The sequence below is a fragment of the Thalassobellus citreus genome, from assembly GCF_044385915.1.
GTDB lineage: Bacteria > Bacteroidota > Bacteroidia > Flavobacteriales > Flavobacteriaceae > Thalassobellus > Thalassobellus citreus.
The window spans coordinates 150,265-174,150 of the sequence record NZ_JBISCC010000130.1; the positions used below are offsets into that span (position 1 = coordinate 150,265).

At 31.0% G+C, this 23,886-nt stretch carries 17 protein-coding genes; 3 read left to right on the forward strand and 14 right to left on the reverse strand.

Translation table 11 applies throughout. The features are described 5' to 3' along the window. Positions 1-8 precede the first annotated feature (8 nt). The 3 genes from ACH5TX_RS18385 to ACH5TX_RS18395 form a co-directional block, all read right to left on the reverse strand. Positions 9-2,210 (reverse strand): nucleoside hydrolase-like domain-containing protein, encoded by a 2,202-nt coding sequence (locus ACH5TX_RS18385; RefSeq protein ID WP_439340955.1) that lies wholly within the window; start codon positions 2,208-2,210, stop codon positions 9-11. A gap of 11 nt (positions 2,211-2,221) precedes the next feature. Then, entirely contained in the window at positions 2,222-3,652 is a 1,431-nt protein-coding gene (locus tag ACH5TX_RS18390; protein WP_439340956.1) for a nucleoside hydrolase-like domain-containing protein, read from the reverse strand. 71 nt (positions 3,653-3,723) lie between these two features. Beyond that, positions 3,724-4,986, reverse strand: a complete 1,263-nt coding sequence (locus ACH5TX_RS18395) for a nucleoside hydrolase-like domain-containing protein (protein WP_439340957.1) — start codon at positions 4,984-4,986, stop codon at positions 3,724-3,726. Positions 4,987-5,209: 223 nt separating this feature from the next. On the opposite strand from ACH5TX_RS18395, the gene ACH5TX_RS18400 reads away from it, so the two are divergent. Then, positions 5,210-6,058 (forward strand): hypothetical protein, encoded by an 849-nt coding sequence (locus ACH5TX_RS18400; protein WP_439340958.1) that lies wholly within the window; start codon positions 5,210-5,212, stop codon positions 6,056-6,058. Position 6,059: 1 nt separating this feature from the next. Here ACH5TX_RS18400 and ACH5TX_RS18405 read toward each other — a convergent pair whose 3' ends face one another. The 3 genes from ACH5TX_RS18405 to ACH5TX_RS18415 form a co-directional block, all read right to left on the reverse strand. Continuing rightward, a complete protein-coding gene (locus ACH5TX_RS18405) occupies positions 6,060-7,580 on the reverse strand; it encodes a phospholipase D family protein (protein WP_439340959.1) in 1,521 nt (506 codons plus the stop codon). Positions 7,581-7,742: 162 nt separating this feature from the next. Beyond that, positions 7,743-9,230 (reverse strand): cytochrome C, encoded by a 1,488-nt coding sequence (locus tag ACH5TX_RS18410; RefSeq protein WP_439340960.1) that lies wholly within the window; start codon positions 9,228-9,230, stop codon positions 7,743-7,745. A gap of 103 nt (positions 9,231-9,333) precedes the next feature. Further along, complete coding sequence (locus ACH5TX_RS18415; protein WP_439340961.1) at positions 9,334-9,762, reverse strand: doxx family protein; 429 nt, start codon at positions 9,760-9,762, stop codon at positions 9,334-9,336. A 111-nt stretch (positions 9,763-9,873) separates the two neighbouring features. On the opposite strand from ACH5TX_RS18415, the gene ACH5TX_RS18420 reads away from it, so the two are divergent. After that, positions 9,874-10,554: a LytR/AlgR family response regulator transcription factor gene (locus ACH5TX_RS18420; RefSeq protein ID WP_439340962.1), complete on the forward strand. Its 681-nt coding sequence runs from the start codon at positions 9,874-9,876 to the stop codon at positions 10,552-10,554. Here ACH5TX_RS18420 and ACH5TX_RS18425 read toward each other — a convergent pair. From ACH5TX_RS18425 to thrA, 4 genes are all read right to left on the reverse strand, one after another. Next, positions 10,538-13,171: an ATP-binding protein gene (locus tag ACH5TX_RS18425; RefSeq protein ID WP_439340963.1), complete on the reverse strand. Its 2,634-nt coding sequence runs from the start codon at positions 13,169-13,171 to the stop codon at positions 10,538-10,540. The genes ACH5TX_RS18420 and ACH5TX_RS18425 overlap by 17 nt on opposite strands. Before the next feature lie 141 nt (positions 13,172-13,312). Then, on the reverse strand, positions 13,313-14,611 hold the full coding sequence (thrC, locus tag ACH5TX_RS18430; RefSeq protein ID WP_439340964.1) for a threonine synthase: 1,299 nt from the start codon (positions 14,609-14,611) through the stop codon (positions 13,313-13,315). Positions 14,612-14,714: 103 nt separating this feature from the next. Next, positions 14,715-15,635: a homoserine kinase gene (locus ACH5TX_RS18435; protein WP_439340965.1), complete on the reverse strand. Its 921-nt coding sequence runs from the start codon at positions 15,633-15,635 to the stop codon at positions 14,715-14,717. A 3-nt stretch (positions 15,636-15,638) separates the two neighbouring features. Next, on the reverse strand, positions 15,639-18,083 hold the full coding sequence (gene thrA, locus ACH5TX_RS18440) for a bifunctional aspartate kinase/homoserine dehydrogenase I (RefSeq protein ID WP_439340966.1): 2,445 nt from the start codon (positions 18,081-18,083) through the stop codon (positions 15,639-15,641). Between the two features lie 340 nt (positions 18,084-18,423). On the opposite strand from thrA, the gene ACH5TX_RS18445 reads away from it, so the two are divergent. Then, complete coding sequence (locus tag ACH5TX_RS18445; protein WP_439340967.1) at positions 18,424-20,001, forward strand: NAD(P)H-hydrate dehydratase; 1,578 nt, start codon at positions 18,424-18,426, stop codon at positions 19,999-20,001. Positions 20,002-20,053: 52 nt separating this feature from the next. On the opposite strand, the gene ACH5TX_RS18450 is transcribed toward ACH5TX_RS18445, so the two are convergent. The 4 genes from ACH5TX_RS18450 to ACH5TX_RS18465 form a co-directional block, all read right to left on the reverse strand. Next, on the reverse strand, positions 20,054-21,103 hold the full coding sequence (locus ACH5TX_RS18450; RefSeq protein WP_439340968.1) for a redoxin family protein: 1,050 nt from the start codon (positions 21,101-21,103) through the stop codon (positions 20,054-20,056). Between the two features lie 107 nt (positions 21,104-21,210). Next, positions 21,211-22,065 (reverse strand): substrate-binding domain-containing protein, encoded by an 855-nt coding sequence (locus ACH5TX_RS18455; RefSeq protein ID WP_439340969.1) that lies wholly within the window; start codon positions 22,063-22,065, stop codon positions 21,211-21,213. 14 nt (positions 22,066-22,079) lie between these two features. Then, the gene (locus ACH5TX_RS18460; protein ID WP_439340970.1) at positions 22,080-22,949 is read right to left on the reverse strand and encodes a nucleoside phosphorylase; all 870 of its coding nucleotides are present in this window, start codon (positions 22,947-22,949) and stop codon (positions 22,080-22,082) included. Further along, positions 22,939-23,829, reverse strand: coding sequence for a DUF1835 domain-containing protein (locus ACH5TX_RS18465; RefSeq protein ID WP_439340971.1), 891 nt, complete (start codon positions 23,827-23,829; stop codon positions 22,939-22,941). Before ACH5TX_RS18465 ends, ACH5TX_RS18460 begins: the two co-directional genes overlap by 11 nt. Between the last annotated feature and the right edge of the window lie 57 nt (positions 23,830-23,886).

Here is a 23,886-nt window from a genome sequence, read left to right on the forward strand (position 1 = left end):
CTTTAATTCTATTGAACTGTTAAAATAACACGTTGGTATCTTGTTATTTGAGGTGTACCGTTATCAGTTACTTCACAAACAATATGAAAAGTATCTCCTTTTTGTACATCGCTTGGAACAATAAAGGAAGCGTTTTGTTTATCAGCATTTATAATTTGAACACTTCCACTATAAGTATCAGCTTCTTCATATTGCCACCAATTATAAGTTAATTCATCGCCGTCAGGATCATAAGTTCCTTTAGCTTTAAGCTTCACGGTTTTATTTGCTTTAGTATTTCTATCTAAAGGATGATCAAGTAATACAACTGGGCTATGATTAGCATCTTCAAAAGATTTTACACACCAATCGGCACGTGCAGCAAAATCGTTTTGTAAAGCATCTGTCCAACGTGTAATTGGTTTGAAATATTCGTGCATTACATCTTGATTTTCAGGATATGTATCACGCATATAGCTTCGTCCAAATGCAGATCTTGTATACCATCGTCCTTCGGGATAGGTGTAATTAGCATCAGGAACAGGATCTAGCCATGTATTTTCTCTAACATTGGTATAACGACCTCCCCAACCTCCATACGAAGGAGATTCTAAAGACCTTAATCCTGTTGGAATAGTATATATAAATGAAGGAGAATCACCTTCAGATCTAAAATCATCTTTCTTTTTATGGTTTTCTGCTCTAAAGCCTTCATTATCATTTCCACCTTTATAGGCTTCATATAAAGAACAAAGTTGTCCGTGATTTTCTAAAATATTTGATTTCATCCAATTAGATTTAAAATAATCTATTTTATCAGAAGGTATTATTTTATCCCATTGATAAGCAACAGCCCAAAATTGGTCGCATATGATGGTTTGAATATTATATTTCCCCCAATGCGGACGTATATATTTTTGATAAGTGTCATCTTGTTCCCAAATAAAGAAAAAACGTAATTTTTTAGCAACAGATTCCATTTTTTCAGGATGCTCTTCTTCAATCGTTTTTAAAGCTCTGGCAATGGTATTGGTACCTCCCCAAGCTTGAAGCCAAATAGGGTTGTTGTCTGATTCATCTAAAAGTACTTTTACAATGTGTTGCGAACCAGGAGTAATAGAGTCCATTTCACCTTCTGCATCAACATTACCAAGAAAATTAATAGATTTTAAATAGTCTGGAGTTGGGTACTCTTTACTGTGTTTTATTAAGTTAGGATACACTTTTGTATAGGCTTCAAGATAAGGATCAATCCAATCATCACCGGCCCATTTATGTCCACGCCAATGGTATTGTGAGCTAGAAGTAACAATACCTTCAACATCCCATTCATTTGAATATAATAAAAATCGAACCATGGAGCACTCGTCGTCTATTTCACCATCGCTAGTAACAATAATTCGTGGTTTTTCTGATATGTTTATTTTTGAGCTTATAGCTTCTGCAGATACCTTAATTCCGGATTGTTCAGAAATACTTAATATTTGTTGAGTTGTTAAAGCGCTTTTGTATATTCTAATATCGTCTAATTCACCAAGAAAAGGGTTATCTAAACGGCTGGCATCACCAATATACAAATCTTGTGGATTGGAAATATTACCAACTCTATCTATACCATCATAGTATTTATCGTATGGTTTTATAGATTTTTGAAGCACTCCATTTGCGTACGCTCTTATTTGTTTGTTTTTCGTATCACGAACCATTACAACATGAACCCATTCTCCGGTTGTGAATGCATCTAGAGGTGCTAATAGAGAAGACCTATTAATATCATCATCAATATTAAAGCAAACGCCTCTACCACCAACAAATGTTATTTCCCAGCGTTTTCCTGTTTCTCCTTCAACACTTGCTTGGTAATCTCCTTTAGTTAGTAAATGTTCATAGTAAGGTTTTACTCCTTTTGGCCATTTCAACAAAAAGGAAACTGAAAAATCCTCATCACCAAAATCGAATGCTGAATTATTTGGTATAATAATATGGTCATCTTCTCCATCAAAATGTATAGCGCTTCCTAAAGCACCCGATACCCATACGGAATCTGCATTTGTATTGTTTAATAAACCTTTAGTTCCACTAATCATTTCTGATATTTCAATACCTTCACCTTCATCAAAAGGGATGTGAGCAGACATATTTGGTAGGTCAACATTATTCTTACAGCCTGTAATTATTAGTGCTAATAAGAGAGAAAATTTTAAAAAGAATACTTTATTAATATCTATCATCTTTATACTTTTTATTTTTCTATTGTAACTATAACTCTTTGATAGCGTGTTAAACGTGGAGAACCATGATCGGTAACTGCTAGAATAATATGCATAGTTCCTGTACCATCACCTCCTAATCGTTTTGTTGGTACTGTAAACCAAGCGTTTTGCTGATCGTTATTTTGAATTTCAACGGGTTGTCCACTACGAGCACTTGAAACTGAAAAAGTTCCGGCTTCTTTATAGTAAAACCATTTATATGACAGGGCGTCTCCATCTGGATCTGTAGAACCTTTTGCGCTTAAATTAACGCGATCACCTATTTTTGCTGTCAAATTTATGTCATGGCCAATTTTAACAATAGGAGGGTGGTTGGCTTTGTCGAAGGTGTTGATTGTCCAATCCATTCTTGCTGCAAAATCATTTTGAAATGCCTCACGCCAACGCCAAATAGTTTCATGATTTCCTAGATGCCAACGACTATCTATACCTAATACTTCATCTTCTGCATCAGAATAAATAGGTCTACTTTCTGGATAAAGCTGCCATTTGCGGTAACGTGGCGTGTATAATTCGTATCGACCTCCCCAGCCACCATATTCTGGATGTTCAGGATCATTTAATCCATTATTAATTAATGATAAAAATGAAGGCGTATCTCCTTCCATTAAATAATCCCAACGTGGGTATTCGGCTCCTAACGGTCCTTTTTTTCTAATATTTTTTTCTAACCATTCATTTGAAACAATGGTAAAGTCGGCACCATCACAGCGCGCATGAAAAAAATCACCACTAATACCGCTCCAAGTTGCATGATGATAACCACCACCATCATTAAATCCAGGACTTACAATATAAAATAAGTTTGGAAATTCTTTTCGTATCCAAGGACCACTATCATCTTGATCTGAAATAGTATAAACACGAATTTTTGAAATAAATTTATCAACCTCTTTAACAGATCGTGTTTGTTTCACTTTCCAAAGTGCCTGAGCTAATACATTTGGTCCACCCCAAACAGTTACCCATAATGGTCTTGTATCGTTTTTGTCAATCGATTGTATTAGCAATTCAGAAGCAGGAGAATCTTTTCCTTTTCCTACTGCTTTTACACCATATTCTGGAAGTCCTTCAGTAATTATAGATTTTAAATAATCTCCTGTTGGAAAACCAGGTTCGTGTTTTTCTAAATTGTCTCTTACTTTACTATAAGCTTCAACAATTTCTTTGATGCGATAGGTTGCGACTTCATGTTGTTGATGCACAGAAGTTGTAGCAGCTAATCCTTCAATATCATAATTATTGGCATAGACTAGAAAACGAACCATAGACATGGCATCATCTGGTTCATTTTCAATATCTGTTAAAACAAAAACTCTTGGTTTTTCTTGAGCTGAAACAAGACATATTCCACAAAAGAATAAAATATATAGAAAAATCTTATTAGTTTTTATTGTCATGTATTTAATTGGTTTAGTTGGTTTTGATACAAATTAATAATATGAATTTGGAAACAAATGGGAAAAAAATCTTAATTTTTAATCCATTCCCATCGTTTAGCCCAATCCATTAAAAAAGCTTCTCTGTGTTTTGAAATCGTTCTAGCACCTTGTTGTACGCCAAAGAACAATTCAGGGTTAGGCATGTCTCCATACCAGTTTGGTCCAAGTTTATAATCGTCTGCATCTTCTTTTCCTGGCCAAGGTTTAATACTAACATATTCACCATGTTGTCCATCTAATTCTGGTATTTTACTCGATGTTAAATAACTTCCTTTTTCAGGTTTTTTTGAAGAATAACGAAAGCCATAAGTACTATTTCCTAAATAATAACCTGGCCAAACTTGTTTTGAAATAGTTACTGTAAAACAAGCTGAGTCTTGAGGAATTGATAATTCAGGCCCCTTAAAACGCCATTCTTGAATACCATAAGCTTTTACGGTATCAGCAATAGTTGTATTACGATTAAAAATAGATCTAGAACTATGAGTAATTGGAGTGTATTGACCGCCCCAGCTTTCACTAGTTGGATCATCAGGATTACCATTCATTACATACGCAAGTGAAGGAGTATCTCCCATTTTTATATGACCTCCATAGCGTTTTTTAAAATCTACTCCCATAGCACCATTTCCTTTTATATGGTTTTCAAAGTATGAGGCATTTGTAATATCTTTTGGAGATTCTTTATCTAAAAACCAACCTCTGTATGTGGCATTTGATTCAATCATCCAAAGGTTTGGATGGTTTTCTGCAATATAAGCATAGGCATTAGGTCCCCATTTTTTATTTGGCCCTCCAATCCAGTAAACTCTAATGTTTTTTTCAATTTCAGGTGCATCATGCAAAGCTTGAGCGACATCTTCTATACCACCCCATACTAAAACCCATAAAGGTTGATCACTTTTCTTTTTTGCACATTTTATAATCCATTCCGATCCTTCAGTAGGACTATCATAACCTTTATAAGTTGCGCCTACTTTAGCACCTTCTTTACAAATAGCTCTTAATGAATCTGGAAGCGGAAGTTCTGGTGCATGTTTTTTTAATTTATCTAAGTCTTTTTCATAAAGGGCAATCATGTCAAGAATATCTTGTGTAGTTCCTGTTTTAAAGGAAGTAGATACTAATCCTTCAATTTGAAAAAGATCGGCGTACATTAATAAATGAATCATAGATTGAAAATCATCAGGGTCTGTTCCTCCAATATCTGTACTAATTAATATTCTAGGCTTTACTTTTTGTTGTTTAGCATTACTACATTGTGTTAAAAGCATCAAAGAAAATACTCCCATAAGCAGCATTTTGACTGCTTTTTTTAACTTTTGTTTAGACATTTTTTTATCCCTTTATTTATTTTATGAATACATATTTATAATACAAATAAGCTTATTTGTTATTTAGTTTTGCTAAGATATGAAAAGAAAGCAAACGAAAAAAAAGAAAAACAAACGAAATATATACGTTAACTTTGATCTTATTAATTCTTATGATATATTTATAAAAAACTTATAAATCATGATAAATATTCGAAATACTAAAATCTTTTTTATAGCCTTATTTGTTTGTTCAATATTTAGTTTTTCTCAAGAAAAAAAAGTAAAACTTACTGAGGTTGAATGGCATGGAACGGGCTGTTATAAAATTGAAATGCCAATGGGAACAGTATATTTTGAGAAAGATAATGGTGTTTCTGGTTTTAAAAGTTTTATTGATAATGAAGGTAATGACTGGATAGCTTCTTATTTAGAACCAGGACCAAATGGTAATTTTCGTGGTTTTCCAAATAGCGTTGGTAATTTTGGTCATGCAGGTAGAGATAGTGGATCTAGTACTATAATTGTTGATAATAAGACCGAAGGTGAATATGTTATTTTAGAATCGTCTAACAAAACATTTACATTCCAATATTGGTTTTTTACTAATCATATAGCAATTAAAGTTCTTAAATCTCAAGGTGATTATTGCTTTCTTTTAGAAGGTGTAGCAGGAGGGAAGGCTGATGCTGAAGATTATTTTGTAACTGCAGATGGAAAAAAGCATATACCTAGTGGTGAGTTTTATGATTTTACACCAGAATGGTTTTATTTAGGAGACTCAAAAGTGAAAAATGTTCTGTTTCTGGCTAAAACTCCAGATGATGATGCGCCAAATGAAAACCATAGGCAAATACGTAAAGGCAACTTACATAATATGGATCTTTATAGTTTTGGTAGAGCAGGGAAAGAACGAAAATATGAAGTTAAAGGTATGAGTGGTAATGAACATATTTGTGTTATAGGTTTTATGCCAGCCAAAAAGTCTCATAAAAAGATTTCTAAAATGATAAAAAGATTTCTAGAAGCCCCATTTACTGCAACAAAGTAAATTAAAGAATTGACTTTGGTAATGCCTTACGAGTCCAAGTTTTTATTCTTTTAAAATGACTCACTTCTGAATCTGGATTAAAATCTGGTGTTATTTTCCATGAATTTTCTGGTTTAAACTCTTTATTCATTCCTTTTAGAACACCTTTAGCAATTTTTTCAGAATCTATTATAGTTATACATTCTGTGTTTAAATTAGCGCTTCTAGGATCAAGATTAAAAGTCCCTATTACCGTAGTTTTTCCATCTATAACCATTGTTTTGGCATGTAAACCAAAAATAGGTTTTTCTTCTAAAGTTTCATGTAATTCATCAGTCATTATACTAACACGTTCTGCAGCATCAGGACGGAATTCAAATATTTCAACGCCCGTTTCTAGAAGTTTGGCTCTGTCACTTTGATAAGCACTAAAAGCTTCTGTATTATCTGTTGAAGCAAGACTATTAGTTAATATTCTAATTTTTACGCCTCTTTTAATAGCGTTTTTAAATAAGTTTCTGCTTAATTCTGTTGTAATTAAATAAGGGGTTTGAATATCAACAGCGTGTTTAGCTGTGTTTAGTAAGTCAATGAGTTTACTTGTAGAAATTCCACCTCCTTTTAAACCACTTGTTCCATCGTTTTTACCAGGTAAGTCTGAAACAAAAGAAACATTGTCGACCCAAACCAGTTTTTCTGATTTTTTTAATTCTCTAAAAACAGTTGGTAGGTTTTCGATTCTAGTTCGTACTTGAGGCCAAAAATTTTCAGGATTGCAAGCATACTCATGAAGCTTATCAAAATTATATGGCTCAATATTATCGGTATTATCACTTAAATCTGTTATAGGAACACTCAAAGAATTATTCCAAAACTCGGAAAAAGAAGCACTAACACGTTTTGTTTCTTTTCCAATTAATAAAACATCTCTATCTCTAAAATTATACTCATGATCGTAATCAAAATACTCATCAGCAATATTTCTACCGCCAGTAATTACTACCTTTCCGTCTACAATAAATGTTTTATTATGCATACGTTGGTTTGCTGATCTAAAATCTGTAGTAAATTTTTTAATTTTAGAAAAAATGTTTTTACCTAGATTAACACCTGGATTATATATTTTTATGCTAATGTTTTTATGGGAATTTAACGCTAAAACATCTTCAATTCCTGCATCAACCATAATGTCGTCTAAAAGAATTCTAACTTTTACGCCTCTATCTGCTGCTCTAACTAAATAATCGCAAGCAATCAAGCCAATATTGTCTATTGAAAAAATGAAATACTGAATATCAATAGTTTTTTCAGAATATTCAGATAACCATGCTCTAGCTACCATTGATCCCGCACCGTCTTCTAAAACATAGACACCTGTTTTGGTGGTCATTTTTTCAGAAATATCTTTTAATTCTGAAGTAAGACTTAAGCTATCATTTCTATGAATGTTTGCACAGAAATCACTTTCAGGTAATAATTGATTATTCTTCTTTTGAGAACAAGAACATAACACTAATAAAATTATGAAATAGAAGTTTTTCAATTTGACTAATTTAATTTTATACTGAATATATTCGAAGATAGAGTATTGTTCAATAAAGTCAAACATTGATGGTATAAATTTGACAAATTAAAGTTTAATAAAAAGAGGCTATTTAATTGTTAAATCAAATAGCCTCAAATAAAAATTAATAATCAAGATGTATTACAAACACAGCATATATGCTGTAATAGCTTCTTTTTCGTCTTTGGTTAGTTTTAACTCTAAAATTAAATTAAAAAACTCGGTAACATCATCTAATGTAGGTAATCTTCCATCATGTAAATAAGGAGGAGAATCTTTAATGCCTCTAAGAGCAAATGTTTTTATTGGGCCTTCAGGTCTGCCTTTATAAAAACGTTCTACTTTTAAATCGTGTAAATAATCATCTGCAAATGCTGGACCATAATGACAAGTTGCACATTTTGCTTTTCCTTTAAATAATTGTTCTCCAAATAATTCTTTTTTAGTAGACTTGCTAGGTATTAAGTTTCCCATAGCGTCTAATTTAGGAGCTGGAGGATAATCTAGCATTGCATTAAAATCTCCCATTCTATTTGATAATGACCTTTGTAAACCTCTTTGTCCAATGTGTTGTTGCATTCCTGGATCGCCATCAAAATATTCTTCAACTTCAGCAAAATGATCCATACTTCTAATAGAGCGTTTCGAAGCTAATTGCATAGCATTATAATTTCCTCTCATGGTAGGTGTGTCAACTCTTAATCTAGCAAGATTTGGTCTACTATCTGGTCCTAATTCAATAGCACCATTAGTATGCCCATTAACATGGCAAGAAAAGCATGATACTCCTGCACTTGGCTCTAAAGTTACTCTATGTTGTGTATGGTTAAACCATGTGGTAGGAGTAGGGGTTAAAAGTTCATTAAGCCCCTCCATTTGTTCAGGAGTAATCAATCCATTAAAAATCTCAAAATAATTTGCTAGAGTAATTTCTCTACCTTTAGTAACATCACCAAGCTCTTTATGATTAGATAAAAACATTGGTGCCGGAAATTCAGGAAGATATGTATCAGGAAAATCATGATCTACATCTATTCTATCATGTTCCGGATGAGCTTTATTCCAGCTATCAGGAAAAAGCATATGAGCTGTTGAATGTAAAGGATGTGCTAAAGGTTTGAAAGGAAATAAATCCTTGTTTCTGATTTCTTCTGCAGAATAATTAGCTAAAGTTTCATAAGACGAAATACCTTTTGGTAACTTAGCTATGGGACCTTTCATAATAGCTTTTCTTCCACCAGACATTACTTTGCCTTCATGAGTTTTTCCATTAAAATCAAATCGAGAGTTCATGTACTTTCTAACATCTGCCATTAATTCTGGTTTTTGTTTTTCATGAAATTTAACCCATTCTTCCCAAGACATTGGTAATTCTGGAGTTGTAAAAGAACTACTTCCTTTACCACCGTAGCGCCATAAATCAAATGGAGTTCTTTCTCCTTTTTTTGCGTTTGGATATGGAATTAATGAGTCTATATGTCCTGCTCCTAAATTATAATCAGGCTCAACATAATCTTCAATTACTGCTCCAGGTGATTGTAATAAATGAAGTTTATTGTTTATCACTTGAAAACTTAACAAAAATAAGCCACCAAAGACTATTGCTAAAAGTATCCTTTTTTTCTTCATGTAAATTGGTTTTATACTGGTTATTATTAGAAAGTTGGTTGTTTTTAAAGTATTATAAGTAGCTTTTTTTATGTGCCATTATAAGTTTTGTCTTAATAAATATTTAGATGTTTACTTTGTATTTATCTAATGGATAAATTAGGAGTAAGGCACTTATAATGACAATGTTTTTTAAAATATACTGTCCAACTAAGGTTAGTACAAATGGTGCTTTAGAAAACGAGATGTCTGGAAAAAATAATACAGGTATAAATGTTAGTATTAAATGTAGTATAGCGGCAATAACAGCATTTCTTAGTTGAAAATTAAACAATAAACATAAACCTATTGTTACTTCTATAATTGCTAAGGTGATAATACTAAACATCTCAGGGAGTATTCCAATAGTTAAAAAAGAAATAGTTTGTTTAGCTAGCTGATCTGCAGGACTTAATTCTGGAAAAAACTTAAGTGCTCCAAACCACAAATAGATGATACCAATACTAATAGCTAATAATCTGTTTTTATTTATACTGGATATAAAACGTGTCATAATCTATATGTTTTTATACTTCAATTATAACCTTTTGTTCATTATTAGGTTTTTTTATTGTACGGATTAGCTATATTGCTTGATGAAACATGTAATTTATTTGATAAAACTATGACTTGCCTTATAATAGATGATGATCCTTTAATGTGTGACTTACTAGAGCATTTTTGCAGCAAGATAGATGATATTACCAGTGTAGTAACGACAACTTCTGGATTTGAATCAATAAATATATTAAACAGATCTCATTTTGATATTATTTTATTAGATTACAATTTGCCCGATATTACAGGGGAAGACATTCTGAAAATTGTAGATAAAAATGCTGCTGTTATAATGATTACTTCCAATAAAGGTTTTGCACTCGAGTCTTATAACTATAATCAAATTGTTGATTTTTTAGTGAAGCCAATTAATTTTCCTAGGTTTTTTAAAGGGTTCCAGAAGGTTAAAAGTTTTATTTCAAAGCATAAAAATAAGGAGGATAGGTTGTTTGTTAAGGATGGAAATAAATTGGTTAAAATTGATTTAGAGGAGGTTATTTATTTTAAATCTGAAGCCAATTATATTTCGGTATTTTTTAAAGACAAAAAAATATTAACACTAATGACTATGAAAGATTTAGAAGTTAAATTACCAAATTATTTTCAACGTGTGCATCGTTCATACATTGTAAATTTGAACAAAATAACTACCATAGGAAACAGTTTTATAGAAATTAATAATGAACACATTCCTGTAAGTCAGAGTTATGAAAAAGAATTGTTGAAAAAAATTAACCTTTTAAATTAATACGTTTTTCTAATCTGAAACAACACAGGTAATAGGCAAATGTGTTATATATTTTCTGCTTTTCTTTTTCATTTAAAGTGTTAACCTTTTTGGGTAGTACATTTGATAGAGAGGTTAATTTTAGGTTGTTTATATGCGCTATAAGTTTATGTAATATCGCTTCCCAATCTGTCTGATTTTCTGTTACAATTGAAGTTTTAATTCGTGTTAAGTAAGTTTCAAATTCTTCAATAACTAGATTAAGTACTTTTGCTATTTTATTAATATCATGGTCATAATTGCTGTATATATTAGAAAAATCTGGTACTGAGAATTCATTAGCTCCTAAAGTATAGTATATAAAGTCTTTTAGGTGTTCTATATCAAAGGGTTTTTGAAAATATATTGGACTAATTGTTGCCATTTCTTCTGGTTCTAAAGCAGAAATTAAAACGAGTGGGCAATTTATGTTTTTTGTGGTTATCCAATTTTTAAGTTCTGGTTTTAGTTGGGTTTCGTTTAACAATAAATCGCTAAGAATTATATCTGGAGTGTTTTTAGCTAAATACGCTTTTGCGTCAACTAATTTGCTAACTTGTTTTAAGTTAATTTGGTTATCCGATAGAATATGTTTCATTAATTCTAATGTAGATGTATCATCTTCTATATGAAGAATTTTATATGAATTCTCTAGCTTGGGTAGAATGATATCTTTTACTGAATTACTGTTTTTTATTGAACTTGAAGGAATGGCAGGAATGTTAACGTAAAATTCTGATCCGCTACCTTTCTTTGATTTTGCATTAAAAGTACCTCCAAACAAATTGGTTAATTGTTTAACAATAGATAAACCTAGTCCGTAACCTCCATAGCGACCTGATAAATCGTTGTTCTCTTGAAAGTAGCGATTGTTTATTTTGTCAATGTTTTCAGGTAATATGCCAATTCCTGTATCTGTAACTCTAATTGTTATAAGTTTTGGATCTGTAAGAGAAAGGTTTGCATGTAATTTTATAGTTCCTTCTGAAGTGAATTTTATTGCGTTTACAATTAAGTTTGTTACAATTTGAGAAAAACGTAATGGATCTGTTTGAAAAGTGTCATTTTTAAGTTGTTCATCAATTTCAATGTCAAAAGTCAGTCCTTTTTGTATGGCTTCATAATGATAACTAGAATAAATATCATTTAAAAGTAGGCTTATATTAGTAGGAATATATTCAATATTTAAATTGCCTTCAACAAGTTTTTTATGATCTAGGACATCGTAAACCAATCCTGCTAAATTATTAGAACTACGCTCCAATGCCTCAATTATTGGTAATTGAGACTCTAATGGTGTGTTTTTACGTAGTAATTGGTTAAGTCCTAAAATGGCATTGAGGGGCGTTCGCATTTCGTGACTCATATTTTGTAAAAACTCATCTCGCTGCTGTTTTGCTTGTTTTTCTTTTTCAAGAGCAATATTAAGTTTTTTTAAGTTTTGGTCTATTTTAGTCTTCATTTTATTAAATGTTCTCGCTAAAACACCAATTTCATCATTTCTATTTACAGGAAGGTCTATATTTATAGCTATTCCTTCATCATAATTACTAATAGCTTTAGTAACTTGATTAATTTTTTTAGAAATGAAGTTAACAAAGAACCATGAAACTAAAATAGAAATTAAACACACCCAAAGTAATGTTTTAATACTATCTTTTTTAACAGATTGTGCACTTTTTAGTAGTACTTTCTGTTTTAAAGTTGAAATTAAATAAACCTTTCTTTTTTGTTGGAAATAATTTAATTCTTTGATGTAACTAAGCAGATCATTGTTGAATGTTTTTGTTGAATTATCAGCTGTGTTATCAGAGTTTGTTATTGATTGAGCGTCAACATTAAAATCTGTATAAAAATTATGGGAGGTATCCATTTGAGAAGCAAATTCTTTGTCCTTATCAGGAGCGTATAAATATTCGCCTTCAGAATTAATTAAATAAAGCTGAGATTCTTCGTTAGATATTTTATTAAGAATATTGTAAAATTTGCTTAAATCTACATTTATAATAACAGTTCCAATAATATTATTTGATGCATTAAAAATTGGACTTGCTGCTCTTAATGTAGGTGTGTAGGGCATACTGATGACTCCATGCTCTTCGTTTAAATTGATTTTAGAAAAATAGAATTCCCCTTTTTTGATACTAATGGCTTCTTTAAAATAATCTCGATCTCCTTTTTCTTGTAAATTATTAGATTTTAATATTTTGTTATCTATTTTATCGAAACGGATAATCTCTCTTCCATTATTTTCTGTTCCTATATATCTAATTTGAAAATATGATTTCTTATTTTTAAGTACACTGCTAAATAATTGATTAATGTCTTCTGTTGCTTTTTTAGACGAAGAATCAAGTACATAATTTTGTAAAGATGGACTTGAAGCTATTACAGCAATATCATTTGAAACTTCTCCTAACAAAGCATAAAAAGCTTGCTCAGCAAGTTCAGACTCAAATACTATCCGATTTTTAGAGTATTCAATAATCACATTGGATGATTTTTTAAATACCAAATAACCTGAAAGCAAGATTGAAAAGATAATTAATCCTGTGAAAAAAAGTGCTAATCGAAATACAATAGTATGTCTATACTTCATTAAACTAAGCTGTAAAGAATAACTTAGTGCAAATTACAAAAGATTATTATAATTGCTTAGAAAACACTTGAATAAGAATAAAGTAAATTAGTCTATAGCTAAATGACAATTTAGCTATAGACTTTAAATAATAGATAGTTGCTATTTTTTGTTTAGCAAAAATTGTTTCAAATCATTATAAGTAGAAATTACAACCGATTCTTTTTCTTCTCCCATAACTGCCTGTATTTGTTCTGGTAAAGGTTGTTCTTCTTTTATAACTTCTTCAACTACATCTAAAAATTTAGTAGGATGCGCTGTTTCTAAAAATACGCAATGAGTATTTGGGTTTTCTTTTAAATGAGACTTACAACCTAAATAACCTACAGCACCATGTGGATCTGCTACATAGCTATAGTCATTATAAATTTCTAACATAGCTTCTTTAGTTTCATCATCAGAAAAACTATAAGACGATACATTTTCTTTTAAACTCTCAAAATTATTTTTATAAATTTCTTGAATACGAATAAAGTTACTTGGAGCACCAACATCCATAGCATTACTAATGGTTTGAACAGAAGGTTTTGGTTCGTATAATTTTGAAATTAAATAACGAGTTACTACATTATTAGCGTTATTAGAGGCTACAAAATGTTTAATTGGTAAGCCTAATTGTTGTGCCATCATACCTGCGCAAACATTACCAAAATTACCAGAAGGTACAGAAAACACAATGTCTTCATATTTGTTATGTAATTGCTTATAAGCAAACATAAAGTAGAATAATTGTGGTAACCAACGTGCTACGTTAATTGAGTTTGCAGATGTTAACTGCATTTTGCTAGTTAAAGTATCATCTAAAAAAGCCGTTTTTACCATAGCTTGACAATCGTCAAATGTACCGTTAACTTCTAAAGCTTTAATATTTTGACCTAATGTTGTTAGTTGTTTTTCTTGAATATCACTCACTTTTCCGCTAGGGTAGAGTATTACGACATTTACACCTTTAACGCCTAAAAATCCGTTTGCTACAGCTCCACCAGTATCTCCAGATGTTGCTACTAAAACAGTGACTTCGTTAGTATTATCCTTATTAAAATAACCTAAACAACGCGCCATAAATCGTGCTCCAACATCTTTAAATGCCATGGTTGGACCATGAAATAACTCTAAAGTAGAAATATTTTTATTCAATTCTACTACAGGAAAATCAAATGATAAGGTTTCTTCAACAATGGTTTTTAAAACTGCTTCAGGAATTTCAGGAGACACAAATTGCTTAATGGCTTCAAATGCAATTTCGGAATATGATAAATTATCAATATTATCAAAAAAATCTTTTGGTAAAGGTGTAATGCTTTCTGGAAAGTATAATCCTTTATCTGGAGCTAATCCTTTTATAACAGCATCTTTAAAAGATGTGTTTGGTGCTTGTTTGTTTAAACTGTAGTAATTCATTTTGTTGTCATTCCTGCGTAGGCAGGAATCTGTTTATTAGTTATTCTTAACTTTATTTTTATGATGCGATTCCCTTCGCGTCTTCAATCTTCTGTCTTCTGTCTTACTTTATTTTAATCCCCTCAGCATTAATCTTGGAAACATGAATATCAAATTCAATGCCTGTTTTAATATATACACTTCTCATGGCAGATTCCACATTTTTAGCGGTTTCTAATCCTTTACTTAATGAAAAAATTGAAGGTCCAGAACCAGAGATACAAGCCCCTAAAGCACCTGCTTTTAATACTTCAGCTTTAACATCATCATAATGAGGAATCAACTTACTTCTATGTGGTTCTATAATAACATCGTGAAGTGAATTTTTAATTAAATCATAATCACTTGTATGTAATGCATGTACCAAACTTCCTAAGTTAGACCATTGCGTAATCGCATCCGTTAAAGAAACTTGCTTAGGTAAAACAGCTCTAGACTCCGATGTTTTAATTTCAATTTGTGGATGAATAATAGTCGCATACAAATCATCTGGAGCAGGAATTTGTAATATCTCCATCGGTTTTAAGCTTTTTACTAATGTAAAACCTCCAAACATAGCAGGCGCAAGGTTATCTGCATGTTCACATTTACTTGCTATAGCTTCTCCTTTAATGGCAAATTCAGTAAGTTGCGTTTTATTGTATGGGCGTCCTAAAAGTTCATTCATTCCAAAAACACTTCCAACAGCACTTGCAGCGCTACTACCAATACCACTTCCTGGTTTTATATTTTTGTATATTTCAATTTCAAATCCACAATCGGGTTTAGCATCTTCATACATAGTCAATGCCGAAACACCAGCTACATTTAATTCTGCTTCGTATGGCAAATCAAAACCTTCAATTTTGGTGATATAAATCCCTTTTTTGTCGGTTTTTCTAATGACCATATCATCACCAACACTATCTAAACAAAAGCCTAAGACATCAAAGCCACACGCGACATTAGCAACAGTTGCTGGTGAAAATATTTTTATTTCGTTCATACTTTAATCATTTCCAATTCTAATAATATCTGCAAACAATCCAGAAGCAGTAACATCGGCTCCAGCACCTGCTCCTTTAATAATCATAGGTTGTTCTGGGTAACGCTCTGTATAAAACATCACGATATTATCACTTCCTTTTAAATTATAAAATGGATGTCCTTCAGGAATTTCTTGTAAACTCACACTCGCTTTTCCGTTATTTAAAGCAGCTACATATTTTAACTGACTTTTATTCGCTTTCGCGGAAGCAAATAAACTTTGGTAGTGTGCTTCATCTGTTATTAAAGTTTCATAGAAATCATCAACAGTATCACTTTTTACGCCTGATTCAGATAAGAAAGGTGTATTCTCAATATCTTCTAAATTCATTTCCATTCCGCTTTCTCTTGCTAAAATCAGTATTTTTCTAGCAACATCTACACCACTTAAATCAATTCTAGGATCTGGTTCGGTATAACCTTCAGCTCCAGCTTGTTTTACAATATCGTGAAACTTGGTTGTATCATTAAAATTATTAAAAACAAAGTTTAAACTACCCGACAATACCGCATGAATAGATTTTACTTTATCGCCAGAAGCAATTAAGTTGTTTAATGTATCAATAATTGGTAAACCAGCACCAACATTGGTTTCAAATAGGTAAGGGGCATTGTATTTAAGTGATAAACGTTTTAATAATTTATAGTTTTCGTATTCACTTGAACAGGCTATTTTATTACAAGCAACAACACCAATACTTTCTCGTAAATAGTTTGCGTATAAACTAGCAACATCTTTATTAGCGGTAACATCAACAAAAATACTATTGCGTAAATTTAATGATTTTGTCTTATCAAAAAAGCCATCTAAAGTAGCTGTTTCTCCATTTGCTAAAAGGTCTTTCCAATTTTTTAAGTCGATACCTCCTTCATCAAAAATCATTTTTCTAGAATTAGATAATCCAGCAATTCTTAAGTTGATTTTAAGATTTTCTTTAAGGTATTTGCGTTGTTGGTGTATTTGTTCTACTAATTTCTCACCAACATTACCAACACCTGTAATAAATACATTCAGTTGTTTTGTTTTAGCTTCAAAAAACTGCTCGTGTAACGTGTTAAGTGCTTTTTTTACATCATTTTCTGAAATAACAGCAGATATATTCTTTTCTGAAGCGCCTTGAGCAATGGCTCTAATATTAATATTGTTTTTACCTAATGTGCTAAACATTTTTCCGCTAATACCTTGGTGGTTTTTCATGTTATCACCCACTAAAGCAATAATAGAAAGGTTCTTTTCTACAATAATAGGATCTATTTTATGTAAAGCAATTTCGTTCTCAAAAGCAGCATCAATAGCTGTTTTAGCAGCATCAGATTCTTTGTCGTCAATACCTAAACAGATAGAATGTTCTGAAGAGGCTTGTGTAATCATGATAATATTGATTTTCTCCTGAGATAAGGTTTCAAATAAACGCTTAGAAAAACCAGGAATACCCACCATACCACTTCCTTGTAGCGTAAGTAAAGCAATATTTGAAATATTACTAATACCTTTCACTGGAGACGTGGAGTTTGTTTCATCATTAGAGATAATAGTTCCAACCGCTTCTGGTTCTAAAGTGTTTTTTATATGAATAGGAATTTGTAAATCCAACACAGGTTGAACTGTTGGAGGATATAATACTTTTGCGCCAAAATGCGACAATTCCATAGCTTCTTGATACGATATTTTATCAATAGGGTAGGCTTGTTTTACTAGTTTTGGGTTGGTAGTAAACATACCGCTTACATCTGTCCAAATTTCTAACTGCTCTACGTTTAATGCGGCAGCAACAATAGCAGCTGTAAAGTCTGAACCTCCACGACCTAGAGTTGTTTGCTCTCCAACAACCGATTTTGAAACAAAACCAGGAAGAATTGTAATTTGTTGTGAAACTGATTTAAAATAATCTTGAATGTTTTTATTAGTGATACTATAATTAACTTCAGCTTTTGTGAAATTAGAATTGGTAATCATTAATTCGTGAGAGTTTTTACGATCTGCAGATAAACCACGATTTTTCATAGTTTCAGCAATGATAAACGAAGATAACAATTCTCCAAAACTCACTAATTTATCTGATGTTTTAGGTGATAATTCATTTATTAAATAAATACCATCTAATAAATTTTTAAGATCACTTAATTTTCCATCAACATACTCTATAATGGTATTACTTTCATTAGGATTGAGTTCATTTATAATAGTAAAATGAATATCCTTAATAAGATTAAAAGTGTCTATATAATTTGTCTCTTTATTTTGTGCTTGTTTACCAGCTAAAAGTAGTTTGTCTGTGATACCTCCAACAGCTGAAACGACACATACTACAGAATCTGTATTAGCATATTTTTCTAAAATACTAATAACGTTATTTATATTTTTTGAGGATCCTACTGAAGTTCCTCCAAATTTTAAAACCTTCATTTTTTAATGAATTGATAATTGAAATAATAATTTAAAATATTGTAATTGGTATAATTACAAAGAATGCCCGAAGAGTATATAGTTAGCAACCCCAAAGGGTTCTAGTAATTGTAGTTGTTCCAAAAATAGACGTGTTTCCTTTTGTGAAAAAAGGAATAATGATGCTTGTATTTTGGATTAAATGATTCATTATATCTATAATAATACAAATCAAAAGTATTACTTTTAGCCTTATAAAAAAACTAAAACTTTTTTTTTACAGTATTCTTATATTGAAGCTAATTTCATTTAAAAAAAGAGAAGAATATAATTAAGTATTGAAAAATCAATAAAAAAACTAATGAAGATATTTTCTAAAGAACAAATTTACAAAGGCGATGCGCTAACAGCTGAAAGGCAAAATATATCCTCAACCGATTTAATGGAACGTGCTGGGGAACAAATTTTTAATTGGATTCATATGCGCATGCAGGGAGCTCAAGTGCCTATTCATGTGTTTTGTGGCATTGGTAATAATGGAGGTGATGGTTTAGTACTAGCAAGACATTTAATTATACACGGTTATAACGTAAATACTTATATTATTAATTGTAGTGACAAGCGTTCTAAAGACTTTTTAATTAATTATGATCGTATTAAAAACGTCACTAAAAAATGGCCAAAACTTTTAAGTTGTTCCGATGATTTTCTTGAAATACAGCCAGTAATACAACCAGATGATATTATTGTAGATGCTGTTTTTGGAATAGGTTTAAACCGACCAATAGACGATTGGGTTAAAGCCTTATTTATGCATTTTAGAGAAACTAAAGCTTTTACTTTATCTATTGATATTCCATCTGGTTTAAGTACAGATACTGCTATAACTGATGAAGACGCTGTTGTTTGGGCAGGTTACACATTAAGTTTTGCTTCACCTAAATTAGTTTTCTTTTTACCTGAAACAGCTAAATATACAGTGCAATGGGAAGTGTTAGATATTGGTTTAGACCCTCAGTTTTTATTTGAAACTACTACAGAAGTAGATTTAATTGGTAAGCATGATGTTTTACCAATGTACATACCACGAGAAAGGTTTTCTCATAAAGGGCAATTTGGACATAGTTTAATAATAGGAGGGAGCTACGGAAAAATAGGAGCTGTAACTTTAGCTAGTAGAGCTGCTTTATCTATTGGTGCAGGTTTAATTTCTGCTTTTGTTCCAAAATGCGGATATACTGTTTTGCAATCGTCGTTTCCTGAAGCTATGGTTATTACTGATGTAGATGAAGAGAAAATTACAGCTATAAAATTTAAAATAGAACCAACCGTTATTGGTATTGGAATAGGAGCAGGAACTAATTCTAAAACTGCAAAAGCTTTTGAAACGTTTTTAAAAACTAATAAAACACCATTGGTTATTGATGCCGATGGTATTAATATACTTTCTAAAAAGAAAACCTTATTAAAATTACTACCTGCTCAAACTGTTTTAACACCACATCCTAAAGAATTAGAACGCTTAATAGGTGTCTGGAATGATGATTTTGATAAACTTAGTAAAGTCAAAAAATTTTCTAAAAAGTATGATGTTATTATTGTAATAAAAGGAGCTAATAGTATTACTATATATCAAGATAAACTATATGTTAATACAACGGGAAATCCAGGACTTGCTACAGCTGGTAGTGGAGATGTTTTAACAGGAATTATAACAGGATTAATTTCTCAAGGATATGATCACTTATCTGCCGCCATTTTTGGTGTTTATTTACACGGAAGAGCTGCCGATATAGCTGTTGAATATTTTGGATATCAAAGCTTAATAGCAAGTCATATTATTGAATATCTTGGAGAAGCTTATATTGATTTATTTAAGCAGCCAGAACCACCTCAAGAAGTTGTTGATGAAGCTTCACAAGAAGAAAAAAGTAATTAAAATAAAAATGCCGCTATAAAGCGGTATTTTTATTTTGTTAGATATGTTTGTTCTAAATATTTAATGAATTAAATACTTCTATTAGTTTAGGACTTGATGGTCTTGGTGCATCAGCATTAACCACATTACCAGCTGGATCTATTAATATAAATCTAGGGATACTGTTAATTTTATAGTCTTGTACAAAATCTGATTTAAAACCGTCATTAGAAAATAATTGAATACCTCCCATTTCTTTTTCTGCAATCATTTTTTTCCAGCCTACTTTTGATGCAGCCATTTTTTCTTCTGGTGTTTTCCCTTGAAAACCTCTACCATTATCAACAGAAATACTTACAAATTCTATATTCTTACCATGGTATGCTTCTTCAACTTTTTTCAATGAAGGTATTTCAGCTTTACATGGTCCACACCAAGTTGCCCAAACATCAATATATACATATTTGCCTTTTAAATCAGATAAAGAAGTCGTTCCTCCTTTGTAATTTTCATAATTTTCAAAAGAAGGCGATGGTTTTCCTTTAAAATCAGCAAATTGATTTGTTCTTGCTTTTTGCTGTTTATATGCTCCAAGTAGTCCTTGTGGTAAATTTTCTATATTAGCTTTGTCTTGAGCTACAACTAAAGAATCTAATCCTTTAGAACTTTCTAATAAATTTAAAAACTCATCCTTAATTTCTGTTGTTTTCTTTGTAAAAGCGTCTTCTTCTAAATCAAAAAGTGCAGCACTAAATAGACTTTCTTGTAATAAAGCTTTTTTTGCTAGATAATTATTAGTTTCTGCTCCATTTCCTGAATATGCTAAAGATTCATCAAATTCTTTAGTGTCTAAATTTATATTTAAATCATATCCGTTTTTAAGAAATAGATTTGTAGATTCATTTCCATCAAAAAAGTTGTAAAATCCTGCTTCTACTTTTAAAGTATCGCTAAAAGTACCATCTTCATTTACTTTAATAGTTTTTGAGAAAGTACGTGTTCTTATAACAATAGAATCACTATTCTTATCTGTAATTTTACCAGATAATGTTACATAGTCTTTAGGTTCTGTTTTACAAGCAATCATAGCTATTGCTACAGATAATAATAGTAGTTTTTTCATGTGTAATTTTTGTTAAAAATCAAAAATAGAAATATTAATATTGTATTGATATAATTGGTTAAATTATTAACATTTATTTAAGGACTCGAATATTCTTTAATATGGAGTTAAAGCTTATAAGTAAGCTTTTCATATTCAACAACCTCAGGAATGATATTCAAAGCAAATAATTGTTTTTGGACATTCATAATGGTTTTTTTAGCAATTAAATTTTGAGACCACTCTGTAATGCTTAACCATTCTTGAACGTCTTCAAGTTGCTGCTCGTAACGGTTAGCTATGGTTTTATCTATACTAGGTATATCCTTAAAGTCTAAAGTTGTATTATTAATAATATCTAGAATAGTTTTTAATTCATTTTTATTAGATTCGATAAAATCTTCGCGAACCGCAATAACAAAACATGGCCATGGAGACGGACAATTACCAATACGTCTAAAAGTGCCATTATCTACCAATGGCTTTGTCGTGAATTTCTCCCACATAAAATAATCGGCTGCTCCATTGGTTAAACCTTCGACGGCACCATCTAAATTTTTAATAACTTCAAAGTTTAAGTCCTTTTCTAAATCCCATTCATTATTTTGAGCATTAATATAGGCCATTAAATGAGATCCTGAGCCATATCGACTTATGGCAGCTTTTGTTCCTTTTAAATCTTCAATGTTTTTATAAGGTGAATTATGAGCCACATGAATACCCCAATTTAAAGGTGTTTGCACAAAAGTTTGCACAATTTTACTTGGGTTTCCTGCAATTATATCTTTAATAATACCTTCGGTAAGAATAACTGCAATATCTATTTCTTTTTCACGAAGCGCTTTACACATAGCACCAGTTCCTCCATGGTAATCTTGCCAACGTAAATTAATACCTTCTTCTTTATATTCGCCATTTTTTAAGGTTAGGTACCATGATAAATTAAAATGTTCTGGTACACCACCTATTTTTACGTTCTTCATGTAATCAATCTAGATTATTCAACAATTTTATTTAATGTATATAGAATAAGGTTCTCTATAGTTTTTCTAGGGTTTTTACTAAAATCTCCAGTAGCTCTATTAGCTATAATAGCATTTAAAGATACGGCATTATGTCCTAAAAGTTTAGACAAACCGTAAATAGCAGAAGTTTCCATTTCAAAATTTGAAATTCTTATACCATCAAAATTAAATGTATCCATGTTATGATTTAAACTAGCATCTTGAACTGGCAAACGTAATACGCGACCTTGAGGGCCGTAAAAACCACCAGCAGTAGCAGTTAAACCTTTAAAGCTTATGTCGCTTTCTAGCTTTTTTTCTAAATCGACACTATTTATTATTACAAGAGGTCTAGCCTTTTGTGCATCCCAATTAGTATGTTTTATAAAGGCATCTTCAATAGCTGGATTATTAATAGTTTCTATTTGATAGGAGTGAAGCATCCCATTTAAATCTAAGCCATGTGTACTTAAAACAAATGCATCAACAGGAATGTCTTTTTGTAAAGACCCTGACGTTCCAATTCTTATTATATCTAATTTTGTGAGGGTTTCTTTTGGCTGTCTTGTATTTAAATCAATATTAAAAAGTGCATCCAATTCATTTAAAACTATATCAATATTATCAGGACCTATTCCTGTAGAAACAACTGAAATTCGTTTTCCTTTATACCTTCCTGTATGTGTTTTAAATTCTCTTTTCTGAGTTTTAAATTCAATAGTATCAAAATGTTTAGATACTTTTTCAACACGATCTTGATCGCCAACTAGAATAATAGTTTTTGCAACTTGTTCGGGTTTTAAATTTAAATGATAAATACTACCATCTGGGTTTAATATCAGTTCCGATTCTTTAATTGGCATTATGAATTGTTTTTACAAGTTTGTTCAGTTTTTTATTGAATTGAAAATCGAATTTATAAACACCTCCGTATTTTATGTTATTATCAATTTCTTTAGCAAAGTTGTGTTTGCCTAATAAAGCTTCAAAACCTTTTCTGTTTAGTTTTAAACTTTCATCACTTTCGATAATGAAAATTTTAAGCTTGTCTATAATTCTAGATATTTGTAAATCGCCATAACCATAATAACCTTGGTAGTTAAGCGCATAACCCAATAAATGATGATACGATTTTATATTAGTATCTCTTATAATTTCTAAAATATTACGCTCTATATTATTTAAGCCATCTTTAGTGTATGGAAAACGCTCTAAATGAGCTTTTAAACAGCTGTTTAGGTAAATAAAAGAAGAACTTTTTACTATATAAGGTTTTAGTAAATTATGGTCTTTTCCGCAGTAAATACCCCAGATAGTTTTTGCTAAATCTATATCTTCGGGAGTAAGTTTTACTTTATCTCGATAATGCTTTAGTAAATTACCTGAGTTTAGTTCGCTCAAACCTTTTAAGTTTTTACTTCCTCTAACTCTTCCACTAGTTACCAAAAATAAAGGAAGTGTTATCTTTTTTTGCAGAATTAAGCTAATAACTGCTATTAGGTTAATGTGGCAAAACAAATCGTATTCAAACCAAAGTACAATCTCAGAATAGTTTTCTATATGATTTAATTTGTCTAATTCTCCATTTATTTCTGAAATATCTAGATCTATATCGTAATGAGAGCTAAAAAATGTCTTTCTAAGTTCAATGAATTTTTCTGAATATACTTGCTCTGTAGTTGGTCCTTCACAAAGCATTTCTTGCCAAGTAAGTTTATCTCCATCAACGTTTAATTCATTCAAAAAGTTAGTTAAAACGGTCCCATTTGTTATATGAAGTGTTTTTTTATCCATATAAAA

Coding starts and splice junctions, on each gene's coding strand:
- thrA (WP_439340966.1), bottom strand. CDS start 18,083: ATGAAGGTTTTAAAATTTGGAGGAACTTCAGTAGGATCCTCAAAAAAT.
- ACH5TX_RS18450 (WP_439340968.1), bottom strand. CDS start 21,103: ATGAAAAAACTACTATTATTATCTGTAGCAATAGCTATGATTGCTTGT.
- ACH5TX_RS18385 (WP_439340955.1), bottom strand. CDS start 2,210: ATGATAGATATTAATAAAGTATTCTTTTTAAAATTTTCTCTCTTATTA.
- ACH5TX_RS18395 (WP_439340957.1), bottom strand. CDS start 4,986: ATGGGAGTATTTTCTTTGATGCTTTTAACACAATGTAGTAATGCTAAA.
- ACH5TX_RS18445 (WP_439340967.1), top strand. CDS start 18,424: ATGAAGATATTTTCTAAAGAACAAATTTACAAAGGCGATGCGCTAACA.
- ACH5TX_RS18415 (WP_439340961.1), bottom strand. CDS start 9,762: ATGACACGTTTTATATCCAGTATAAATAAAAACAGATTATTAGCTATT.
- ACH5TX_RS18425 (WP_439340963.1), bottom strand. CDS start 13,171: ATGAAGTATAGACATACTATTGTATTTCGATTAGCACTTTTTTTCACA.
- ACH5TX_RS18410 (WP_439340960.1), bottom strand. CDS start 9,230: ATGAAGAAAAAAAGGATACTTTTAGCAATAGTCTTTGGTGGCTTATTT.
- ACH5TX_RS18400 (WP_439340958.1), top strand. CDS start 5,210: ATGATAAATATTCGAAATACTAAAATCTTTTTTATAGCCTTATTTGTT.
- ACH5TX_RS18390 (WP_439340956.1), bottom strand. CDS start 3,652: ATGACAATAAAAACTAATAAGATTTTTCTATATATTTTATTCTTTTGT.
- ACH5TX_RS18420 (WP_439340962.1), top strand. CDS start 9,874: ATGACTTGCCTTATAATAGATGATGATCCTTTAATGTGTGACTTACTA.
- ACH5TX_RS18435 (WP_439340965.1), bottom strand. CDS start 15,635: ATGAACGAAATAAAAATATTTTCACCAGCAACTGTTGCTAATGTCGCG.
- ACH5TX_RS18460 (WP_439340970.1), bottom strand. CDS start 22,949: ATGCCAATTAAAGAATCGGAACTGATATTAAACCCAGATGGTAGTATT.
- ACH5TX_RS18455 (WP_439340969.1), bottom strand. CDS start 22,065: ATGAAGAACGTAAAAATAGGTGGTGTACCAGAACATTTTAATTTATCA.
- thrC (WP_439340964.1), bottom strand. CDS start 14,611: ATGAATTACTACAGTTTAAACAAACAAGCACCAAACACATCTTTTAAA.